The sequence below is a fragment of the Endozoicomonas sp. SESOKO4 genome, assembly GCF_024606275.1.
Window position 1 is genome coordinate 13,063 of sequence record NZ_JAHHPS010000561.1, and the last position, 18,644, is coordinate 31,706.

Annotated in this window: 12 protein-coding genes and 1 riboswitch; of the genes, 4 read left to right on the forward strand and 8 right to left on the reverse strand. The window is 48.5% G+C overall.

All coding sequences use genetic code 11. The annotated features are described in order from the left end of the window. Window positions 1-78 precede the first annotated feature (78 nt). From KDK16_RS10845 to putP, 3 genes are all read left to right on the forward strand, one after another. Window positions 79-1,875, forward strand: coding sequence for a hypothetical protein (locus tag KDK16_RS10845; protein WP_257276111.1), 1,797 nt, complete (start codon window positions 79-81; stop codon window positions 1,873-1,875). Between the two features lie 304 nt (window positions 1,876-2,179). Continuing rightward, window positions 2,180-5,350: a bifunctional proline dehydrogenase/L-glutamate gamma-semialdehyde dehydrogenase PutA gene (gene putA, locus KDK16_RS10850; RefSeq protein ID WP_257276112.1), complete on the forward strand. Its 3,171-nt coding sequence runs from the start codon at window positions 2,180-2,182 to the stop codon at window positions 5,348-5,350. 159 nt (window positions 5,351-5,509) lie between these two features. Then, window positions 5,510-7,000 (forward strand): sodium/proline symporter PutP, encoded by a 1,491-nt coding sequence (putP, locus tag KDK16_RS10855; RefSeq protein WP_257276113.1) that lies wholly within the window; start codon window positions 5,510-5,512, stop codon window positions 6,998-7,000. A gap of 47 nt (window positions 7,001-7,047) precedes the next feature. Here putP and aqpZ read toward each other — a convergent pair whose 3' ends face one another. From aqpZ to moeA, 6 genes are all read right to left on the reverse strand, one after another. Beyond that, a complete protein-coding gene (aqpZ, locus tag KDK16_RS10860; protein ID WP_257276114.1) occupies window positions 7,048-7,758 on the reverse strand; it encodes an aquaporin Z in 711 nt (236 codons plus the stop codon). A 326-nt stretch (window positions 7,759-8,084) separates the two neighbouring features. Further along, window positions 8,085-9,791, reverse strand: a complete 1,707-nt coding sequence (gene pilB, locus KDK16_RS10865; protein WP_257276115.1) for a type IV-A pilus assembly ATPase PilB — start codon at window positions 9,789-9,791, stop codon at window positions 8,085-8,087. 200 nt (window positions 9,792-9,991) lie between these two features. Next, a complete protein-coding gene (locus tag KDK16_RS10870; RefSeq protein WP_257276116.1) occupies window positions 9,992-11,596 on the reverse strand; it encodes an esterase-like activity of phytase family protein in 1,605 nt (534 codons plus the stop codon). Between the two features lie 287 nt (window positions 11,597-11,883). Further along, window positions 11,884-12,630 carry a TonB family protein gene (locus tag KDK16_RS10875; RefSeq protein WP_257276117.1) on the reverse strand — a complete coding sequence of 249 codons (747 nt, stop codon included), beginning with the start codon at window positions 12,628-12,630 and terminating at the stop codon, window positions 11,884-11,886. A 105-nt stretch (window positions 12,631-12,735) separates the two neighbouring features. After that, the gene (locus KDK16_RS10880) at window positions 12,736-13,905 is read right to left on the reverse strand and encodes a Na/Pi symporter (protein ID WP_257276118.1); all 1,170 of its coding nucleotides are present in this window, start codon (window positions 13,903-13,905) and stop codon (window positions 12,736-12,738) included. Between the two features lie 267 nt (window positions 13,906-14,172). Beyond that, the gene (gene moeA, locus KDK16_RS10885; RefSeq protein ID WP_257276119.1) at window positions 14,173-15,411 is read right to left on the reverse strand and encodes a molybdopterin molybdotransferase MoeA; all 1,239 of its coding nucleotides are present in this window, start codon (window positions 15,409-15,411) and stop codon (window positions 14,173-14,175) included. A 407-nt stretch (window positions 15,412-15,818) separates the two neighbouring features. After that, a riboswitch (molybdenum cofactor riboswitch) is annotated at window positions 15,819-15,984 on the forward strand. On the opposite strand from moeA, the gene moaA reads away from it, so the two are divergent. Further along, complete coding sequence (gene moaA / locus KDK16_RS10890; RefSeq protein WP_257276120.1) at window positions 15,973-16,953, forward strand: GTP 3',8-cyclase MoaA; 981 nt, start codon at window positions 15,973-15,975, stop codon at window positions 16,951-16,953. (Overlaps the previous riboswitch by 12 nt.) Window positions 16,954-17,026: 73 nt before the next feature. Here the strand turns inward: moaA and KDK16_RS13620 are convergent, their stop codons facing one another. Both KDK16_RS13620 and KDK16_RS13625 read right to left on the reverse strand, forming a co-directional pair. Further along, the gene (locus KDK16_RS13620) at window positions 17,027-17,605 is read right to left on the reverse strand and encodes an RING finger domain-containing protein (RefSeq protein ID WP_368736486.1); all 579 of its coding nucleotides are present in this window, start codon (window positions 17,603-17,605) and stop codon (window positions 17,027-17,029) included. A 202-nt stretch (window positions 17,606-17,807) separates the two neighbouring features. After that, window positions 17,808-18,407: an RING finger domain-containing protein gene (locus KDK16_RS13625; RefSeq protein ID WP_368736485.1), complete on the reverse strand. Its 600-nt coding sequence runs from the start codon at window positions 18,405-18,407 to the stop codon at window positions 17,808-17,810. Between the last annotated feature and the right edge of the window lie 237 nt (window positions 18,408-18,644).

The following is an 18,644-nucleotide window of genomic DNA, read 5'->3' on the forward strand; positions in this document are numbered from 1 at the left end:
AAGGATGGAATTATTAAACACTCACTCATTGCGGCACTGCTGGTATTTTTGTTGTCTGCTGTTTGCCAGGCCGAAACGTTGACAGAACCTTTTATTGTTGAGTTTGGAGAGAAAACAGGTTTTCCAAACCAGAGCTTTTCTATGAAGCGTCACCTGAATACATTTTCAGACATGGCCGACGCAAACGGCTATGCAGGACCGGGCTCGCTGTTTGATAACAAACGATCCGGGATTGGCCGTTATGGAGCAAAAATATCTATCATTGAATCGACTTCATGGCAGTGGCCATATGCCACTTGCCTGCTGGCCGCTTTTGAATTGATCCTGATCGCCAAGAATGTTCCTATAAGCGCCATCCCTTATTCGAGCCCGGATTCAACACTGTTTAACCCTATTGAACAGCAGGAAGTAACATCTATGCTGACACAGGGGGATCGCTCACTTGCGGCCATCATCAGGATGTTTGGCTCTGAACATAGGCAACAACAAGGCCAGCCTTCAGAATCATCCGTTCAGGAAAAAACAGAAGCTTCCTCTCATCAAACAGGCTCTCTCACCAGTCCACTGAATGTTGACTATAGCGACGGTAACGGAGGCCCTCAAAAAAAATCGCATACTTTAGGCTTAAATTGTTTCGCCTATCCTTGCAGTGGCATTTGTCAATTCCGGCCACCATCCGATAGCGGAGAACGATCTGAAAGGCCGGTGAATTCTGAAGAAAATTCGACCATCCAGACAGAAGCAACATCCGGACAAAGCTCATGCTCTCATTTGGCTTATGGGTGCTGCCTTCGTTGCATGGTGTATTGTGATCCTCCAAGCACCACAAATTTACTGCAAAACCCGCCTTTCGAAACATGGTTTGATCTCTCTTCCATGCAATCCCCATACGTCACTGATCAAATATTTCAGAGTCTTTTCGAAGAAATCGGAATTTCCATATTGCTTGACCATTCAGAAACACAACAAACCACAGCTGAATCATCCCAATCGAGTCAGAGCCAGGCTCACCTTTCACAGTCCGGCGCAATACAGGCCAAAGATAACTGCCAACAAATCTGTGACGAGACACTAGTCGGGGAGGATGGCCGGGAGTGGGAGTGCGGGGCGGTGTGCAAGAATGCCCGAGGTATGTCGTGTCATAAAAGAAGATTCCACAGCGGGCCACAAACCTGTGACGTACTCGTGATCGATGAGGGTGGCCAGACGAGGCCATGCGGGAGGGGCTGTGAGAATGCTAATGCCCTGTCGTATCACAAAAAAAGAGACCACAACGAGCAACAAATCTGTGACGTGGATGTGGTCAGAGAGGACGGTAAAAAGCAGAGATGCGGGATGGTCTGCAAAAATGCTCTATCTCTGTCATCTCACAAAAAAGTAGTCCACAGCGGGCAACAAACCTGTGACGAGACTCTGGTCGGGGACGATGGCCAGCCACGGCCATGCGGGCTTGTCTTCAAGAATAATCCATCTCTAAGGGTTCATAAAAGCAGATACCACACCGGGCAAAAAAACTGTGACATGACCGTAGTTGGAGAGGATGGCCAGCAGTGGCCCTGCGGGACAGTCTGCAAAAATGGTCGCGTCCTGGTGCAACACAAAAGCAAATTCCACGGTGAACAAAAAATATGTGACGTGTTAGGAGTCAGGGAAGATGGCCTGCAATGGGCATGTGGGGCGGCTTTCAAGAGCGCCCGCGCCCTGTCGGATCACAAAAGCGAATGCCACTCCGGGCAAGAAATCTGTGACGCCACCGTGATCGGGAAGGATGGCCAGCAACAACCATGTGGGACAGTCTGTAAGAATGTTATGGCGCTGTTGGAACATAAGACAAGACATCGAAAACGCAAGGTGGTTGATGTGAATCAGGAGTGATGACTTCTGCCCGGACTCAAAAGGTAAAGTGAATGAATTGCTGGATACAGCTGCTGAGCCGCAATATGTGTCCTGGAAATCCTATAAAAAAGTGCATATGGAGTATTGAAAAATCTGTTCTTTAGATCTGGGAATTCTGTTTGATTTTGTGCATGATTGTGCACTGGCCAAAAGCCATTGGAGGCTGCTAATTCGCCTTTAGTGGAAATGCCATCATCAATAGGTATGAAAAACACAGGCATTTTCCGATTAGATTGATCATACGGCATAGGATTACGTTTGCCGTGACTGGGGGAGACACCGCATGTTCGAGGCTAGTGCCGTATTTAAGCCTGAATTCATCCAGCAGAGTCCAGCCAAACTTTGGGAGGCTATTTCTCCACAATACAGCGTGGATGAGTCAGCCTTGCTGGCACAGCTGACCGGTTTGGCCAGGCCTGATCCGCAGCAGCTCGCTGCAGTGACCCGACGAGCCACCGACCTGGTCGAACAGGTTCGAGCCCGGGAAGATTCCACTCATATGATTGACTCCATGCTGTTGCAATACAGTCTGGATACCCGTGAAGGTATTCTGCTGATGTGCCTCGCAGAAGCCCTGATGAGAATTCCTGACTCGGAAACTGCGGATGCCCTGATTCGCGACAAGCTCAGTGTCGCTGAATGGGAAAAACATCTCAAACAAAGTGACTCACTATTGGTGAATGCTTCCACCTGGGGGCTGATGTTGACCGGTAAGGTGGTGACATTGGGCAAGTCTGAAGACGGCCGCCCGGCTAGCGTGATTGGTCGATTGGTTAAAAAAATGGGTGAGCCCGTGATTCGTCAGGCTGTGAATCAGGCGATGAAAATTATGGGTGAGCATTTTGTACTGGGTCGCACGATTTCAGAAGCGCTTAAGAATGGTCGAAAGCCAAGAGAGAAAGGCTACACCTATTCTTTTGATATGCTGGGTGAAGCGGCACTGACCGAAAAAGATGCACAGAAATATCTGGCTTCCTATATGGCGGCTGTCGAGTCCGTTGGCCTGGAACAGAGTATCGGTGATAAAGGCCTTCGTCCCACCGTTTCTATCAAACTGTCTGCCTTGCATCCCCGTTATGAAGTGGCCAATGAAGCCCGTGTTCTTAAAGAACTGTTTGGCAGTGTGCTGGGACTGATTCGAAGTGCCAGAAGTCTGAATGTGGGAATCACCATTGATGCCGAAGAGCAAGATCGCCTTGAGCTGTCACTGAAACTGTTCGAGAAGCTCTACCGTCATCCTGAATGCCGGGGGTGGGGTGGTTTTGGATTGGTTGTTCAGGCCTACGGTAAGAGAGCACTCCCCGTTCTTGCCTGGTTGGCTGCTCTGGCAAAAGAGCAGGGTGATGAAATTCCTGTGCGTTTGGTAAAAGGCGCCTACTGGGACAGTGAAATCAAACTGTGTCAGCAGTCAGGATATTCCGGCTACCCGGTTTATACTCGCAAAGAAGCAACAGACGTCGCTTATTTGGTGTGTGCACGTTTTCTGCTGAGTGAGCCTGTTAAAGGGACTATTTATCCCCAGTTTGCTACCCACAATGCTCATACTGTCGCCAGCATTCTGAGCATGGCTGAACACAAACAATATGAATTCCAGCGTCTGCACGGAATGGGCGATGCCCTCTATAACACAGTGCTGGATCAGGAAAAATCAGACGTTCGCATTTATGCACCCGTGGGTAGTCACAAAGATTTGCTGCCCTACCTCGTGCGCCGACTACTGGAAAATGGAGCTAACTCATCCTTTGTTCATCGTCTGGTGGATGCCAGGACGCCTGCGGTGGATCTGGTGCATCATCCTGTCAGTGTGCTTGAGAAACACAGCTCTCTGGCCAATGACCGAATTCCCTTACCTTCAGATATTTTTGGAGGGGACAGAGTCAATTCCATAGGTGTAAATATCGATATTGAGTCCCAATGGCAGCCTTTTTCGAAATCGGTTCAGAAGTTTATGAGCCAAACATGGCAGAAAGGCCCTGTGATTTCCGGTCAACAGGTTGAAACTGGAATAGCGGTAGATGTGCAGTGTCCTTATCAGCTCAGTGAGCTGGCTGGTCGTCTGTATTACGCCGGAGAAAAAGAAGTGGATCAGGCTATTTCAGTGGCTCACAAGGCGTTTGACAGCTGGAATCAGACGCCAGTAGAAACTCGTGCCCAGAGCCTTGAAAAGCTGGCAGGTCTGTTGGAAGCCAATCTTGAAGAGCTGGTGGCACTCTGTCACAAAGAAGCCGGCAAGACGATTCACGACAGTCTCGATGAAGTGCGAGAGGCGGTTGACTTCTGTCGTTATTATGCCAACCAGGCTCGTGAGAAATTCTCTGCACCTCAGGTTATGCCCGGGCCTACCGGCGAATCTAATGAGCTTTATCTGACCGGTCGTGGTGTATTCCTTTGCATCAGTCCCTGGAACTTCCCTCTGGCTATTTTCCTGGGGCAGGTTGTCGCGGCTCTGGCCTCTGGTAACACCGTTGTGGCTAAGCCCGCCGAGCAAACTACTCTCATTGCGGCACGTGCTGTTGAGATGATGCTGGAAGCCGGCGTGCCTGCCGATGTGATTCAATTGGTTCCGGGTGAAGGTAAGGATATTGGTCATCAGTTGACCACCGATCCCCGAATTGCTGGTGTCGCTTTCACCGGTTCAACCCAGACAGCGAGACTCATAAACCAGACTCTGGCTGCGCGTGAGGGCGCTATCATTCCACTGATCGCTGAGACCGGTGGTCAGAATGCCATGATCGTAGACTCCACTGCTCTGCCGGAGCAGGTCGTTAATGACGTTGTTCAGTCAGCTTTCGCCAGTGCCGGGCAGCGTTGTTCTGCTCTGCGGGTTCTCTACGTTCAGGATGATATTGCTGAACGTATTGAGGACTTGCTGGTCGGTGCGATGGCAGAACTGAAGGTGGGTAATCCAGCTCTGCACGAAACAGACCTTGGTCCTGTCATCAGCGAAGTTGCCCACACAGGACTGCAGGCTCATGTCGATCGCATGAAGCAGGAAGCACGGTTGATTGCTGAAGTGGATCTGGGCGCTGAGTGCAATCAAGGTTACTTTATTGCGCCGGTTGCCTTTGAAATTGAGAGCATCAGCCAACTGGAAAAGGAACAGTTTGGTCCGATTCTTCACGTGGTCCGCTATAAGGCTTCTGAACTGGATAAAGTGATTCAGGAAATTAACGGCACAGGTTACGGTTTGACTCTGGGGGTACACAGCCGCAACGAAGCGACTTCGTCTTACATTGAGCAGAGCCTCAAGGTAGGTAACGCTTACATAAACCGTAATCAGATTGGTGCAGTAGTTGGTGTTCAGCCATTTGGTGGGCAGGGACTCTCCGGCACAGGCCCAAAAGCCGGTGGACCTCACTATCTGTATCGCTTTGCTACTGAACGTACCCGCACTATCAATACAACGGCAGTCGGTGGTAACGCCACGCTGTTGTCTCTGGGGGCTGGTCACTGATCGTCTTTGCCTGCCCTTTATGGCTTTAGGGGCAGGGTTGTAGCCTTTACTCTTTTTCAGATGCTCTGAAAACAAAATCTTGCCTGTGTCTCTGTTGGGAGCGGATCAAATTTCTGTCTGACAGTACTCAGGACAAGTTATGCAGTATGGAGAAAAATAATGATTATAAATACCTTTGCGACAATTATGACGTTTGTCGTGTATCTGGGCATGATGCTGATGATAGGCCTCTGGGCCTGGAAGCGGACTTCAGACTCTGAAGATTACTTTCTGGGTGGACGCAGTTTGGGACCCTGGCCTGCTGCCCTGAGTGCAGGCGCTTCTGATATGAGTGGCTGGCTTCTGCTGGGTTTGCCGGGTTATGCCTTTGCATCAGGCGTTGAAGCCTTCTGGTTGGCCGGTGGCCTGCTGGTGGGTACCTGGTTGAACTGGTTACTGATGGCCCGTCGTCTGCGTGTCTACAGCGCAGCTTCCGGAAATGCCCTCACCCTGCCGGAATTCTTTACCAATCGCTTCCGTGATACTTCAAAGGTGCTGCAGGTAGTATCGGCGCTCTTTATCCTGCTGTTCTTCCTGTTCTACACAAGCTCCGGTCTGGTTGCCGGTGGCAAGTTGTTCGAAACAGTATTCGGCCTTGATTATAGCTGGGCGGTCATCATCGGAACGCTCTGTGTGATTTCTTATACCTTGTTCGGTGGCTTCCTGGCTGTTTCCTGGACAGATCTGGTTCAGGGCCTTTTGATGGCCGCGGCTATGGTGATCGTACCGGTTATTGCATTGCAAACCGGAAGCTCCGATGCGTCAGTGTTTGAGCAGCTGCGTGTTCATAACTCCGAACTGTTGAATCCATTTACCACGTCTGACGGCAATGCTCTCGGGTGGATGGCCATTATTTCTCTGGTCGCCTGGGGGTTGGGTTACTTTGGTCAGCCTCATATCCTGGCGCGTTTTGCCGGAATCCGTTCGGAACAGGATGTACCTACAGCCCGTCGTATAGCAGTGAGCTGGAGTGCTATCTCCATGCTAGGTGCCATTTTGGTGGGGCTGATCGGTTTGCTCTATATCAATGAAACAAATCAGTCTCTGGGTGATGGTGAAACGATCTTCATGGTATTGGTCAACGCACTGTTCCATCCGGTCGTCGCCGGCATTCTGCTCGCTGCTATTCTGGCTGCGATCATGAGTACCGCTGACTCTCAGCTATTGGTGTCTTCTTCTGCACTGGCAGAAGACTTTTACAAGGCAGTGATTCGCAAGAATGCTGAGCAGAAAGAGGTTTTGATGGTTGGTCGTTTGGCGGTAGTCCTCATCGCTCTGGTCGCCCTTGTTCTGGCTATGTCGCCTGACAGCTCCGTTCTGGGTCTGGTCTCATATGCCTGGGCTGGATTTGGTGCCGCATTCGGCCCCGCACTGATCATGAGTCTCTACTGGAAACGTATGAATCGCAACGGTGCTCTTGCGGGGATTATTGTTGGTGGTGTCACTGTTGTTTTGTGGAAACAAGTGTCCGGGGGTATCTTCGACCTCTACGAAATTGTGCCAGGCATTTTGTTTGCTCTCATTGCCATTGTTGTTGTCAGCCTGATGTCTTGCGAGCCTGAAGCGGAAATCGTGGATGAGTTTGATGGGGTAGAAAAAGCTCTGGCCTGAAGGCCATGAGTATTCCAGTGGCTGCGGTTTAAAGAGCAGTCACTGGATTACTGACGTACATCATTCTCAGCACTCACCCAGCCGTAAACTTTACCTGCCAGTAAGGCGCCAACAACAGGCGCTACCCAGAACAACCATAACTGGGCAGTTGCCCAATCACCGACAAATACTGCCACGCTGGTGCTTCGGGCCGGGTTAACCGAGGTGTTACTCACCGGAATGGTTATCAGGTGAATCAGGGTTAGACACAAGCCTATAGCGACTGGCGCAAAACCCGCGGGAGCGCGCTTATCGGTCGCTCCAAGAATGACCATAAGAAACATAAAGGTCATCACTACCTCAGCGATCAGCACCGCCACCATTGAGTAGCCGCCAGGGGAGTGGGCCCCATAGCCATTTGAAGCAAAACCATCCGATACATCAAAATCCGGTGCGCCTGAGGCAATGAAATACAATATTGCCGCACCGGCGATACCCCCAGCCACTTGTGCGATAATGTAGGGAACCAGTTCATTCAACGGGAATCTGCCACCGGACCATAAACCAAAGGATACGGCAGGGTTTAAATGGCTCCCGGAAACGTGGCCAATAGCGTACGCCATGGTCAGAACGGTTAAGCCAAATGCCAAAGAGACACCAGCAAAACCGATACCCAGTTCAGGAAAGCCAGCAGCCAGTACTGCACTGCCACAACCGCCTAATACCAACCAAAGCGTACCGAAAAACTCAGCCGCCAATTTGTTTGTTAAGCTCATCATATTTTCCTGATTAAAGCTAACAGCACACCAGTTGGAATCGCATCAACAGCGACTGTTAAGCCGACTTATAATACGAAGACAATGTATTGATTTTCGATACCTTCCCTCGCCTGATTCAATTTAGTCAGTAAAAGCCATTCTGTCCTGCAAATTATTAGGAAATGGTCGTTAGTTTGTTTTTTTGTTTAAACTTTTAGCGTGTTTTTTTGAATGTCTGTTCGAAAACTTTTCATTCGTTACAACTTTTTTGTTTTTTGCAAAGTTATGAATATGAATGCTTTTCATTTGGTTTTGTGAGTTCGATGTTCATTGTTTGGGTGCCGTTATTACTCAAGGGTTACCCGGTTAGCTTCTTCAAGACTGGTTATACCCTCCAGAACCTTTAACAATCCAGATTGGCGAAGGTTGTTAAACCCTTCTTTCTGGGCAATTTCGGCAATTTGAAGGGAGTTACCCTCTTCCATAATGATCTGCTGTAGAGCCGGTGTGATTTTTACGACTTCATAGATGCCTACACGGCCTTTGTAACCCTTGCTGCATTGATCACATCCCTTGGGCCCAAAAATTTTGGCACCCTCGATCTGCGCTTCTGTAAAGCCTTCTTCCAGCAACGTTTCTTTTGGGATCTCTTTTTGTTCCTTACAGTGACTGCATAAACGTCGAGCCAGACGCTGGGCAATGATCAGGCTGACAGAGGTAGCAATGTTGAAGGAAGGAACTCCCATATTTTGCAGGCGTGTCAGAGTTTCCGGAGCGCTGTTGGTGTGCAGTGTGGACATGACCATGTGACCGGTCTGGGCCGCTTTGATGGCAATGTTGGCCGTCTCAAGGTCTCTAATTTCCCCCACCATAATGATGTCGGGATCCTGACGAAGGAAGGCTCTCAGAGCCTGGGAGAAATCCATTCCCTGCTTTGGGTTAACGTTCACCTGGTTGATGCCCTCCAGATTGATTTCTACAGGGTCCTCGGCCGTGGAAATGTTTCTTTCCGGGGTGTTGAGTATATTAAGACCTGTGTAGAGAGAGACGGTCTTACCCGAACCGGTGGGGCCAGTGACCAGAATCATACCCTGGGGTTGGTGTAGGGCTTCCATGTACATTTCTTTCTGGGTTTCTTCATAACCCAGGGCATCAATACCCATTTGGGCACTGGAAGGATCAAGAATCCGCAGTACAATTTTTTCACCCCAAAGGGTGGGCAGGGTGTTAACCCGGAAGTCGATGGATTTGCTTTTGGACAGACGCATTTTAATACGGCCATCCTGAGGTTTACGTCGTTCTGAAATATCCATAGCGGACATTATTTTCAGACGGGATGCAATTCTGGGCGCCAGGCCTGAAGGGGGTTTGGCGGTTTCATGGAGAACACCGTCGGTTCGAAAGCGCACCCGATAGGTTTTTTCATAAGGTTCAAAGTGAAGGTCCGACGCACCTGTTTTGATGGCGGTTAGCAGCATTTTATTTACGAATTTTACGACAGGAGCATCGTCATCTTCTCCTCCTGCTACTTCCTCATCGGTATCTTCGACGGCACCGACTTCCAGCTCTTCAAGGTTACCAAACTCATCGTCATCTAAATTCGACAGGGCATCAAAACCACTATCCAGCAGTTGATCAATAAACTTGTCCAGTTTATCTTCTTCAACCATTACCGAATCCACCATGAGGCCGCTGCTGAACCGGATTTCGTCAATGGCTGTATGGTCACTGGGATCAATAACCCCGACAAACAACCTGGTACCCCGTTTTATCAGAGGGATAAGTTTGTGCTTGCGGATCAGCTTTTCCTGAATCAGGTTTTTTGGGACGTTTTCAGGGTCAAAGGCGTTAAGGTCCATGACTGGCATGCCAAATTCTTCCGCGGTAGCCACGGATATGTCTTTGGCGCTGAGCAGTTTTTCCCGGATCAGGTAACTGGACAGGGGCTGCTTTGTTTTAGTTGCCTGTGAAAGTGCTGAGCGGAGTGTCTTTTCATCAATTAGCTGGTCGACAACCAGTCGAGCAGCCAGTCCTGTCAGAGGTTTATCGACCATGCCTTGTCTATCCGTTTTATTGTTCTTGAGTATGTTCTCTGATTTCTACTATATCAGCACTAAGACAAGAGCATAAACAGGATATTTAGTAAAGTGTTGAAGCGGGCGCGTCGTTCCCGGGAAAGGAAGTCCGGTAACGACAAAGCCATTACCAGAGATAATGGCGTTGTCGACACTCTATAGAGGTCAGGTGTCAGCCTCTATTCAATGACCGGCAGGGTAAAGTGCAGAAGACGAGTTTGGGTTTCGACTTCGCCGTTGTTGTAGCTCACCAGCATGAAGGTTTTGTCCCCCTGTGCAGTATCAGGACCCAGTGCAATGGCTTCAAAATTGGCCTCATGAATATCGAAGTCTGGTTTGTCAGGCATCTGTCTCAGAGAATCAGGGTGGTTGCTGGCAAAGAGCAGTGTCTTGGACATAAAGTCTTTGGGTGTTTTCATAAATACTTTGTTCAATGCTTCGTCAACAAAGGTTTCATTGCCTTTGAAATTCTTGCCGCTGCTCAGATCGACCAGATAAACCTTGGTGATAAAGCTGGGCTGAGCACCCTGATAAGGCATTTCTGTTTTCTCAAGGAACAGAGCCTTTTTATCATTGAGAACCGCAATATCGCTGACGGTTCGAACAGGATCACTCTTTAGCTGTTTTCTGACAGTGGGGGTGACAACCAGAAGAGAGAAGTTGTAGAGCTTCTCTGACAGAGTTGAAACTACACCCCTGGCGGGAAGCTCATCACTGTTTGAGTATTGTCCGTGCATCAGCTCGTCACCACTGTACAGTCGTTCGGTAGTGAAGGTCACCACCCTGACAGGTGGGACATGTCCCTTGATAGCCCACTTGGTGGCATCCTGAACCAGAGGACCAGCGGCCGCAGCAACGTAAACGTTGCTATCGGGAATATGGTCGAGACTTTTCACACCAAGTCCCTGCTGAATACCACTGAAACCTTTATGTAAAGGAATCCAGTTGTTGTTTTCAAAATGTTTGGGCAGTCTTAATGCGCTATCCACCTGACCTGCTCTGGGATACGCATTCGTAAGCAGAAATTTTGATGACAGACCCACATCACAAAAGTGAACACCTTTTGAGAGTTGCAAAGGGATTTCCCTGAAGGTATGCAGGAAAGCAGCGGGAATCAGGTCAAGGATCGGCACGGAAAAAAATTCATGGGCATCATACCAGGCCTTCAGGAAACCATTGTTCCTGGTCTCAATGCTGGTTTCGTCACGATTGGCGTGTCGGTAACCGTAGCCTGCATAAGCGGGGATATCGATAGCCCTGTAATCAATAACGCCGGTAATGCCCCTTCTTTCACTCTGACTGGAGGCAATCAGCAGTTTGCCGTCCTGAGTCGCTGTGATGCTACTGGGGGAAATATGGCCATCCTTCAGCCAGAGGGGGTGGGTTCTGGCATACTTGCCCTCAGTGATTTGATACTCAGTAACATCATTGGGTGAGAATATGGAGTCACGAGGGTTCTGGCGATCCGGCTTGAGCCTGCTTAAATTGACCTCGTAATAGTGGGGTTTAGAGAAGACGCTCCATCCGTTAGTACCAGTGAAACCTGCCCCGGCATCTCCAGAAAGCAGGAACAGTCTCCCTGCTGAATCATTTCTGGTGGAAACGAAATGCGCACCGGTAATATGAGTGACCTTTCTCTGGGTGTCTGAGGGCATTATGTGGTTGCCCAAGTAACGGACGCCTTTATGAGGGGCCTCTTTACCTGTGGGTTCTTCTGACCAGCCGGTAGCCGAAAGAATGAAGCAAAGCGCTGAGCCAAGCAGGGCACTTCTTCTTTTCATCATTGATTACAACACCTGAAGTGAAACAACCCCATAAAGATAGCCACAATTTTTCATTGCAGGTGTATTTTTGACTGAAGTCGCTCCTAAAGTGCCGGAGGCAGGAAAGAAGTATTTTAAAATCTGAGAGCCAGGTTTGATGTGGTCTGTTTTAAGAAGTCTGGCTAACAGAACCTGTTGCTCTGTTGGTGGATTTTTCAGCGTTTTTGAAGTGTAGGAATGAGAACACCAAGCTCTGGAAAGTATACACTCCGGAAACCGGCTTCTGTAACTTTACGTTGGGGTCGATGTCACAGCAGTTGATAATGAATGGAGAGAATCAAGGTAACAGGCTTTTTGTCAGGGGGCGGTAAGGGTAGGGAGCGTTCTATGGCTTTCAGACTGCTGGCTTCAAACGCCTTTTTACCGTCCAGCACACTGGTCTTTCCCAATGTTCCGTCAGAGTTGATTTCAATTTTCATTTTTACTTCTCCTTCCAGTCGCCTTCTTTTGGCCTGATAGGGATAAACTTTGTAGCGATTGATCCGGTACTGAAGTTTAGCCACCCATTTCTGAAACTCATCTGGTTTTGTGTGCCCGGCTTCTGAGTTGATGAGTTCCTCAACAGGCTCTCCTGTTGTCTGCTGACTGACTGTGGAAGCTGGAGGTTCGGCAGGCCTTGCATCACTGTGTTTTTTTTCTTCGTGTTTGGTCGGTTCTTGCTGAATCTCTTTCTTTTCTGCTCTGGTTGTTATGACTTTCTTGTTTTCTGCTTTTTCAGCCTGCTCTGTTTGTTCAGTGATTTGAGTGTGCTCAGTGTTTTCTTTCTGAGAATCATGCTTTGTTAGTTCCGAGTCGTTTATCGCGTTTGTGCCGGTCAGGCTTTCTTCAATGGCAGGTGTGACAGAGCGGTGATGAGACACCAGTTGTATTTGAATACCCGGTGTTTTGGGAGCAGGCATCCGGATACTTCCGATAAAGCCCAAAAGCAAGGTGTGAAAGACCACTGACAGGGTCAGGGGGATGGCCAGGTGCCTGATGGTGGATTCCTGTTCCATGATTTGCAACCCACGGAGCATAGCAGATTAAACAGGAATTAAATAAGCAGTTATTAGAGAGAAGCCCTGACATGCTCAGGGCTTCTTCAGGATATCAAGCAAGCTTTACCGGGCTATGAAAATCCCCAGGCCCGGTATGACAAAAAAGGCCAGCAACAGATAAAGGAATGCATAAGAGCGATTTTTTACAGCCAGGTCTGACAACTTTTCCGCAGCGTAAAGAGGAATCTCACGCAGCCACTTGATGCCATAAATGAGGGCTACAGCAAACACGTTAAAGAACAAATGTACCAGGGCAATGGTCATGGCGTGCCCGGCTTCTGCACCGACAATGGCCGTTGCCGAAAGTAGGGCTGTGATGGTAGTACCGATGTTAGCACCCAGTGTAACAGGGTACATCTGACGAACGGTGAACACGCCACTGCCCACCAGGGGAACCATCAGGCTGGTGGTGGTAGAAGATGACTGAACCATGACGGTCATAACAGTACCGGAGGCAATACCGGAAACCGGACCACGACCAATAGACTTGTGCAGAACGTCCTTGGCACGACCGACCATAACTTTTTTCAAGAGCTTGCCCAGTCTCACTACTGAGCTGAAGATCAGAAAGATACCGAAGGCGATCATAGTCAGGCCACCCAGTGTGCTGTCCGGCAAAAGGCCTGCAAACTCTTTCACTATATTCACGGCCGGCTTGGTCAGAGGCTTGATAAAATTCAGGCCGCCCATGTCAATAGCAGAGCCACCTACCAGTAATGCGGCTACGTGTTGTGAAATATCTTTCAGGAAACCGGTCATCAATTCCAGAGGTAGCAGAATCAGAACCGCCAGATAGTTAAAGAAGTCGTGAACCGTCGAAGCAGCAAAGGCCCGTTTGAAGGACTTGTCGCAACCCATGTGACCCAGGCTGACCAGAGTATTGGTAATGGTGGTGCCGATATTGGCGCCCATAATCATGGGGATCGCCATTTCAACGGGCAGGCCCCCAGCTACGAGGCCAACGATAACAGAGGTCACCGTACTGGAAGATTGAACCAGGGCGGTGGCAAGGGTACCGGCAATCAGAGCCAGCATAGCATTGTTGGCAAAGCTGAACAGCTCGGCAGCAGCTTCTGCGCCGCCCACAGCCATTTTAAAACCAGAGCCCACTACGCTGACGGCAACCAGGAGAGCGTAGATCCAGAGGATAACTCTCATCCAGATGCGTCCATAGTGCCTGCTGGTGTATTTGTAGTCAGCTTTGGTGCTGGCTTGACTTGTTGCTTCAGACATTTTCTGCACCTTGGTGCTGTTTGGATAAAGGTGGTGGCGAAAATATAGGTGTTTTATTTCAAAAATATTACAGTTATGACTTTTTTTTGAAATATTTAAAGCAGACACCTGTCGATCAATGACAGGCAGTCAGGACAAAGACCGTCTAAAAACGACAGTCATCGTTTTCTGATGTATCTGAAAGCTCAACTCGTTCCACGCCAGAACCTACAGAGCCTTAAAGCGCGGAAACCTGAGTTTAGGGACAGCCCTCAGGGCAGGGAGCAATTACCCGAGAGGCTTGTCAAACATCTGTACTTTAACTGTTTCTCCTGCCTCAACACTTCCCTGGGAAGCAGGCAAAACGATGTAACAATTAGCCATGCTCATGGATCTGAGAATGCCCGACCCCTGACTGCCTGTTGTGACTACCTCGGCTTCTCCTTTCTCGTTGGTTGAGAGTATGCCCCTCTGGAATTCCAGGCGACCGGGATGTTTCTTGAGGGGGGTGAGACAGGTTGCTGGCAGTTCAGCAGCAGGAGCGGGTTTTGCTCCCATCATATGATGCAACGCGGGTGCTGCCAGCTGCTGGAAAGTCACCGTAGCGGAAACCGGATTGCCCGGTAGCCCAAAGAAGATACTGTTGGGAAGTTTACCAAAGGCAAACGGTTTGCCGGGTTTGATGGCCAGTCTCCAAAAGGAAGTATGGCCTATTTCATTGAGAATATCTTTGACAAAGTCGGCTTCACCCACGGATACCCCTCCGGAGGTAATAACCGCATCAGCCTGCTGATCAGCCTCCAGTAAAGCTTTGCAGATCTCCTCGCGGTCATCACGGAGTTTGCCAAGGTCAATCACTTCTGCTCCCAGGCGCTTGAGCATCGCAGATACTGCAAATCTGTTGCTGTCGTATATATTGCCCTGACCCAGTGTTTCACCGGGCAGTTTCAGCTCATCACCCGTTGAAAAGAGCGCTACTTTAATTTTGCGAACGACCGAAACTGTGGGGAGTCCCAATGAAGCCAGCAGCCCTACATCCTGAGCTTTGATGATGTGACCCTTTTCAAAAACCTGAGAGCCATGAAGAATATCTTCACCGGCACGGCGAATGTGATCACCTGAGCGGGAAGGGGGCTTGCGAAAAGCAATACCCTGTTCAGTTTTCTCGGTCTGCTCCTGCATGATGACGGTATCGGCACCTTCGGGAAGAGAGGCACCAGTCATGATTCTTATACAGTGAGCAGCGGGCAGAGTACCCTGATAAGGGTGTCCGGCCAGGGATTTTCCGGCCAGCGGCATTACAGAATGTTGTGCCAGGTCGCCGAAACGGAGTGCATACCCGTCCATGGCTGAATTATCGTGGGACGGAACGTTAACCGGCGAAATGATCGTGTCAGAAAGAACCCTGTCCAGGCAGTCAGCCAGAGCCACCGTTTCCGTTTCTGTGACGACCGGTGTTTCCGTCATCAGCTTCTCCAGCCCTTCATGCAGGGGCATCAGCCCCGGGGTAGTACAGCAGTCAGTCATTGAGAGATCTCCTCGTTACTGTTTTTGCAACGGCTTTTTTGAAACAAAAGCCGTAAATGAATTCAGCAATCTGCTCCGGGTCGTTGAGATCCTGCTGAGGGATCAGCTTTTCCAGCAGGGCTGTTTTACCCGAACCGTTGAATGCGGTCAGTCCGATAACAGCTCAGGGGAAGGATTGCAGTAGGGGGGCAGTATTTGCATTCCCGATCATTCATTGAGTGCGCAGAAGTCTATTGAAGTATCCGTTGCTACTCAATCACTCTTTCCGGGTTTTGATAGGGATTACGCAGTGTCATGGTTGAATTTACCGGGAAGGTTTGCCTGTTTCACGGTATTTGTGCCATTCAATATTGTCCTTTCGGGCATGGCTATTTAACTGAGTTGGCGTTAGGATGGGGGCCTAATTAATTTAAATAAAGCGCCGAGCTTCGCAGCCTAACCCTTGATCAGGTAATAGTCCTGAAGGCATGGCTGCCAAGCCGTAACCTGTGTGTGTTACACGCAAGGTTGCCAGGGTTCATATAGAAATGTCTGGGCCTCCCGTGTTTGGAAAGGTGTGAAATGCGACCATTACATGACCGACAGGGACGAACGTTCCCCTATCTGAGACTGTCTCTGACTGATCTGTGCAACTTCAAGTGCAACTATTGCCTGCCTGATGGCTGTGAAGAGCACAGTCACATGCAGTCGCTGGGTATTGCCGAAATTAAACGTCTGGTGACCGCTTTTGTGGCGGTCGGTGTTGAGAAAATTCGTCTGACCGGTGGTGAGCCCACCCTGCGCAATGACTTTAATGACATTGTCAGTACGATCAAGTCCATTCCGGGTATTCAGAATGTTGCCATGACCACGAATGGTTACAAAATGGATCAGAGGGTAGAGTCCTGGTTGGATGCCGGTGTTGATCAGATTAATGTCAGTATCGACAGCCTCGACCCCCGAGCGTTTGCAGCAATAACCGGGCACGACCGTCTTCAGGAAATACTGGTAGGTATTGATAAGGCCTTTGCGAACGGTCTTACCTCTATCAAAGTCAATGCAGTTTTGATGAAAGGGGTCAACGACATTCAACTGGGCGCGTTTCTGAACTGGATTAAGCACCAGCCTGTTACCATGCGTTTCATTGAGTTGATGCAGACGGGTGATAATGGTTGTTTTTTCAATCAATACCATGTCCCCGGAAAGCAAATAAGAGATCAGCTTCTGGAGCAGGGCTGGGTCAGAATGGCCCGAAATAAGGATGCGGGTCCGGCTTACGAATATTGTCATCCTGATTATCAGGGGCGCATTGGACTGATCACCCCCTATTCAAGAGACTTCTGTAAAGACTGCAACCGTTTGAGGGTTAGCAGTCAGGGCCATCTGCAACTGTGCCTGTTCTCTGAATCAGGCCACGACCTTCGACGTTTATTACAGGACGACAGTCAGCAGGATGAATTGATCCGGGAGATTCGATCAGTACTGAGATTGAAAGTCGACAGTCATTTTCTGGATCAGGGGTATACCGGAGGCACCCGGAATCTTGCCCAGATTGGTGGCTGAGAGATCCCGCCCTTCGATTAAGAGGGTTAGGCCTCCAATGGGCTGACCGGTATACTCTTTGGTTCATCGGGGATTATTGTCGGCACACAGGGCACAAAGGTGAATGTGCCTTCCATATTTGAAGACATGATGCGCAATAGAAGTGCCTTAAACAGGCTCCAGCGGCGACAGGGTATCTTATGGGGTCCATACAAATAGGACATAATCCTGCAAAGAACTTTACTGTCAGGTAGTCGGAAATTCTTGCTGATAATACGTGCTCTGTTACTCGTGCAACGAGACTACAAAAGGCCAGTGATAAGCTTTCATTACTCTTGATAAATGCTACTAAGTCATAAGTAAAATTAGAATAAAAGCAAAATATCAAGCTCGTTGAAAAAACAGTTATAAAATCTTGACGAAAAACATTACCTGGTTTAAGTAAATGAAAATTTACAAAAGAAACACTTGCTATTTCAACTAAACGTAAAGGGAGCCTGAGTCCATCATAGTATAACGAAAGAGAAGTTAATAAATTTATCAGGTCTTTGGAAAAACTCTTTTCGTAATCTTCATATGAGATAGTGTGGTTGGATGCATCATCTTGAGACCCGTAAGAAACACTGCAAGATATGAGTAAGGTAAATATCACTGATTTGCATAAATAAAGCATATCTATTGTATATGAATTTTAGGGAACACCAGGTCATGGTAGATTACGAAAGCTTACATCACCAAAAGTCCAGCACACTGCACCTGCGAGCACCCGTTGAAAATGGCTGGAGCAAAAGCTGCTTCAGCTAAAAGCCTTTCTGTTTCCGAAATGGGTATTTATTGAACAGGCTGACCGGTATACTCTTTATTTCATCGATGGCTTACTGTCGGCATACAGGACACAAAGGTGATTGTACCTCCCACATACGAATGCATGCTGTGCAATACCAGTGCCTTCTACAGTCTGCAACTTCGATAGGGTATCTCACGGGTTCCAGGCATATAGGACATGGTCCCGAGAAAAGTTTTACAGACAAATAGTCTGAAACATATAAAGACGATATGTGCTCTATTCTTTGCGCAAAGAATCTAAATATGAACAATGATAAGTCTTCGGGATTATTCTTGTTTTTTCTTATGTCATATACGGCATTAGCGAGAAGACTAAAAAATGTGCCATATGCAGCAATAAAAAGATACTCATAATGAAAAGTATTGCCCAGCTTAAGCAGATAAAAATTTAATAAACTGTGACATGCTATTTCAGTTACACGTAAAGGTAGCCTGAACTCATCATAATATAACGAGAGAGCAGTTAATAAATTTGATAGGTCACTTGAAAAGCTCTGTGCGTAATCCTCATATGAAAGCCTGTGGTTGGAGCTTTCATGTTTGTCATAACCAGTATTATCTTGAGACCCGTAGGAAGCACCATAAAATATTAGTGAGATAAACACCGCTAATTTGCATAAATGATACATATTTATTACCTGAATTCCTGAACATCCAAGCAGGGAAGAGACACCTCCTGCTTATCGAGATTGAATTTTAGTGGATTGGCCCCGAATTTATCTTTCCAGGCTCGCGGGATCAGCTCTCAGTATCCAAGCCGGATGGTAAATAATGCGTTGTTTGAAGGGCAAAGGCTGGCGGTCAGGTTGGAAATTTTTAAGATCACCGCAAATGAGCGGCTACCTTGAAAGGCTGATATACACTAT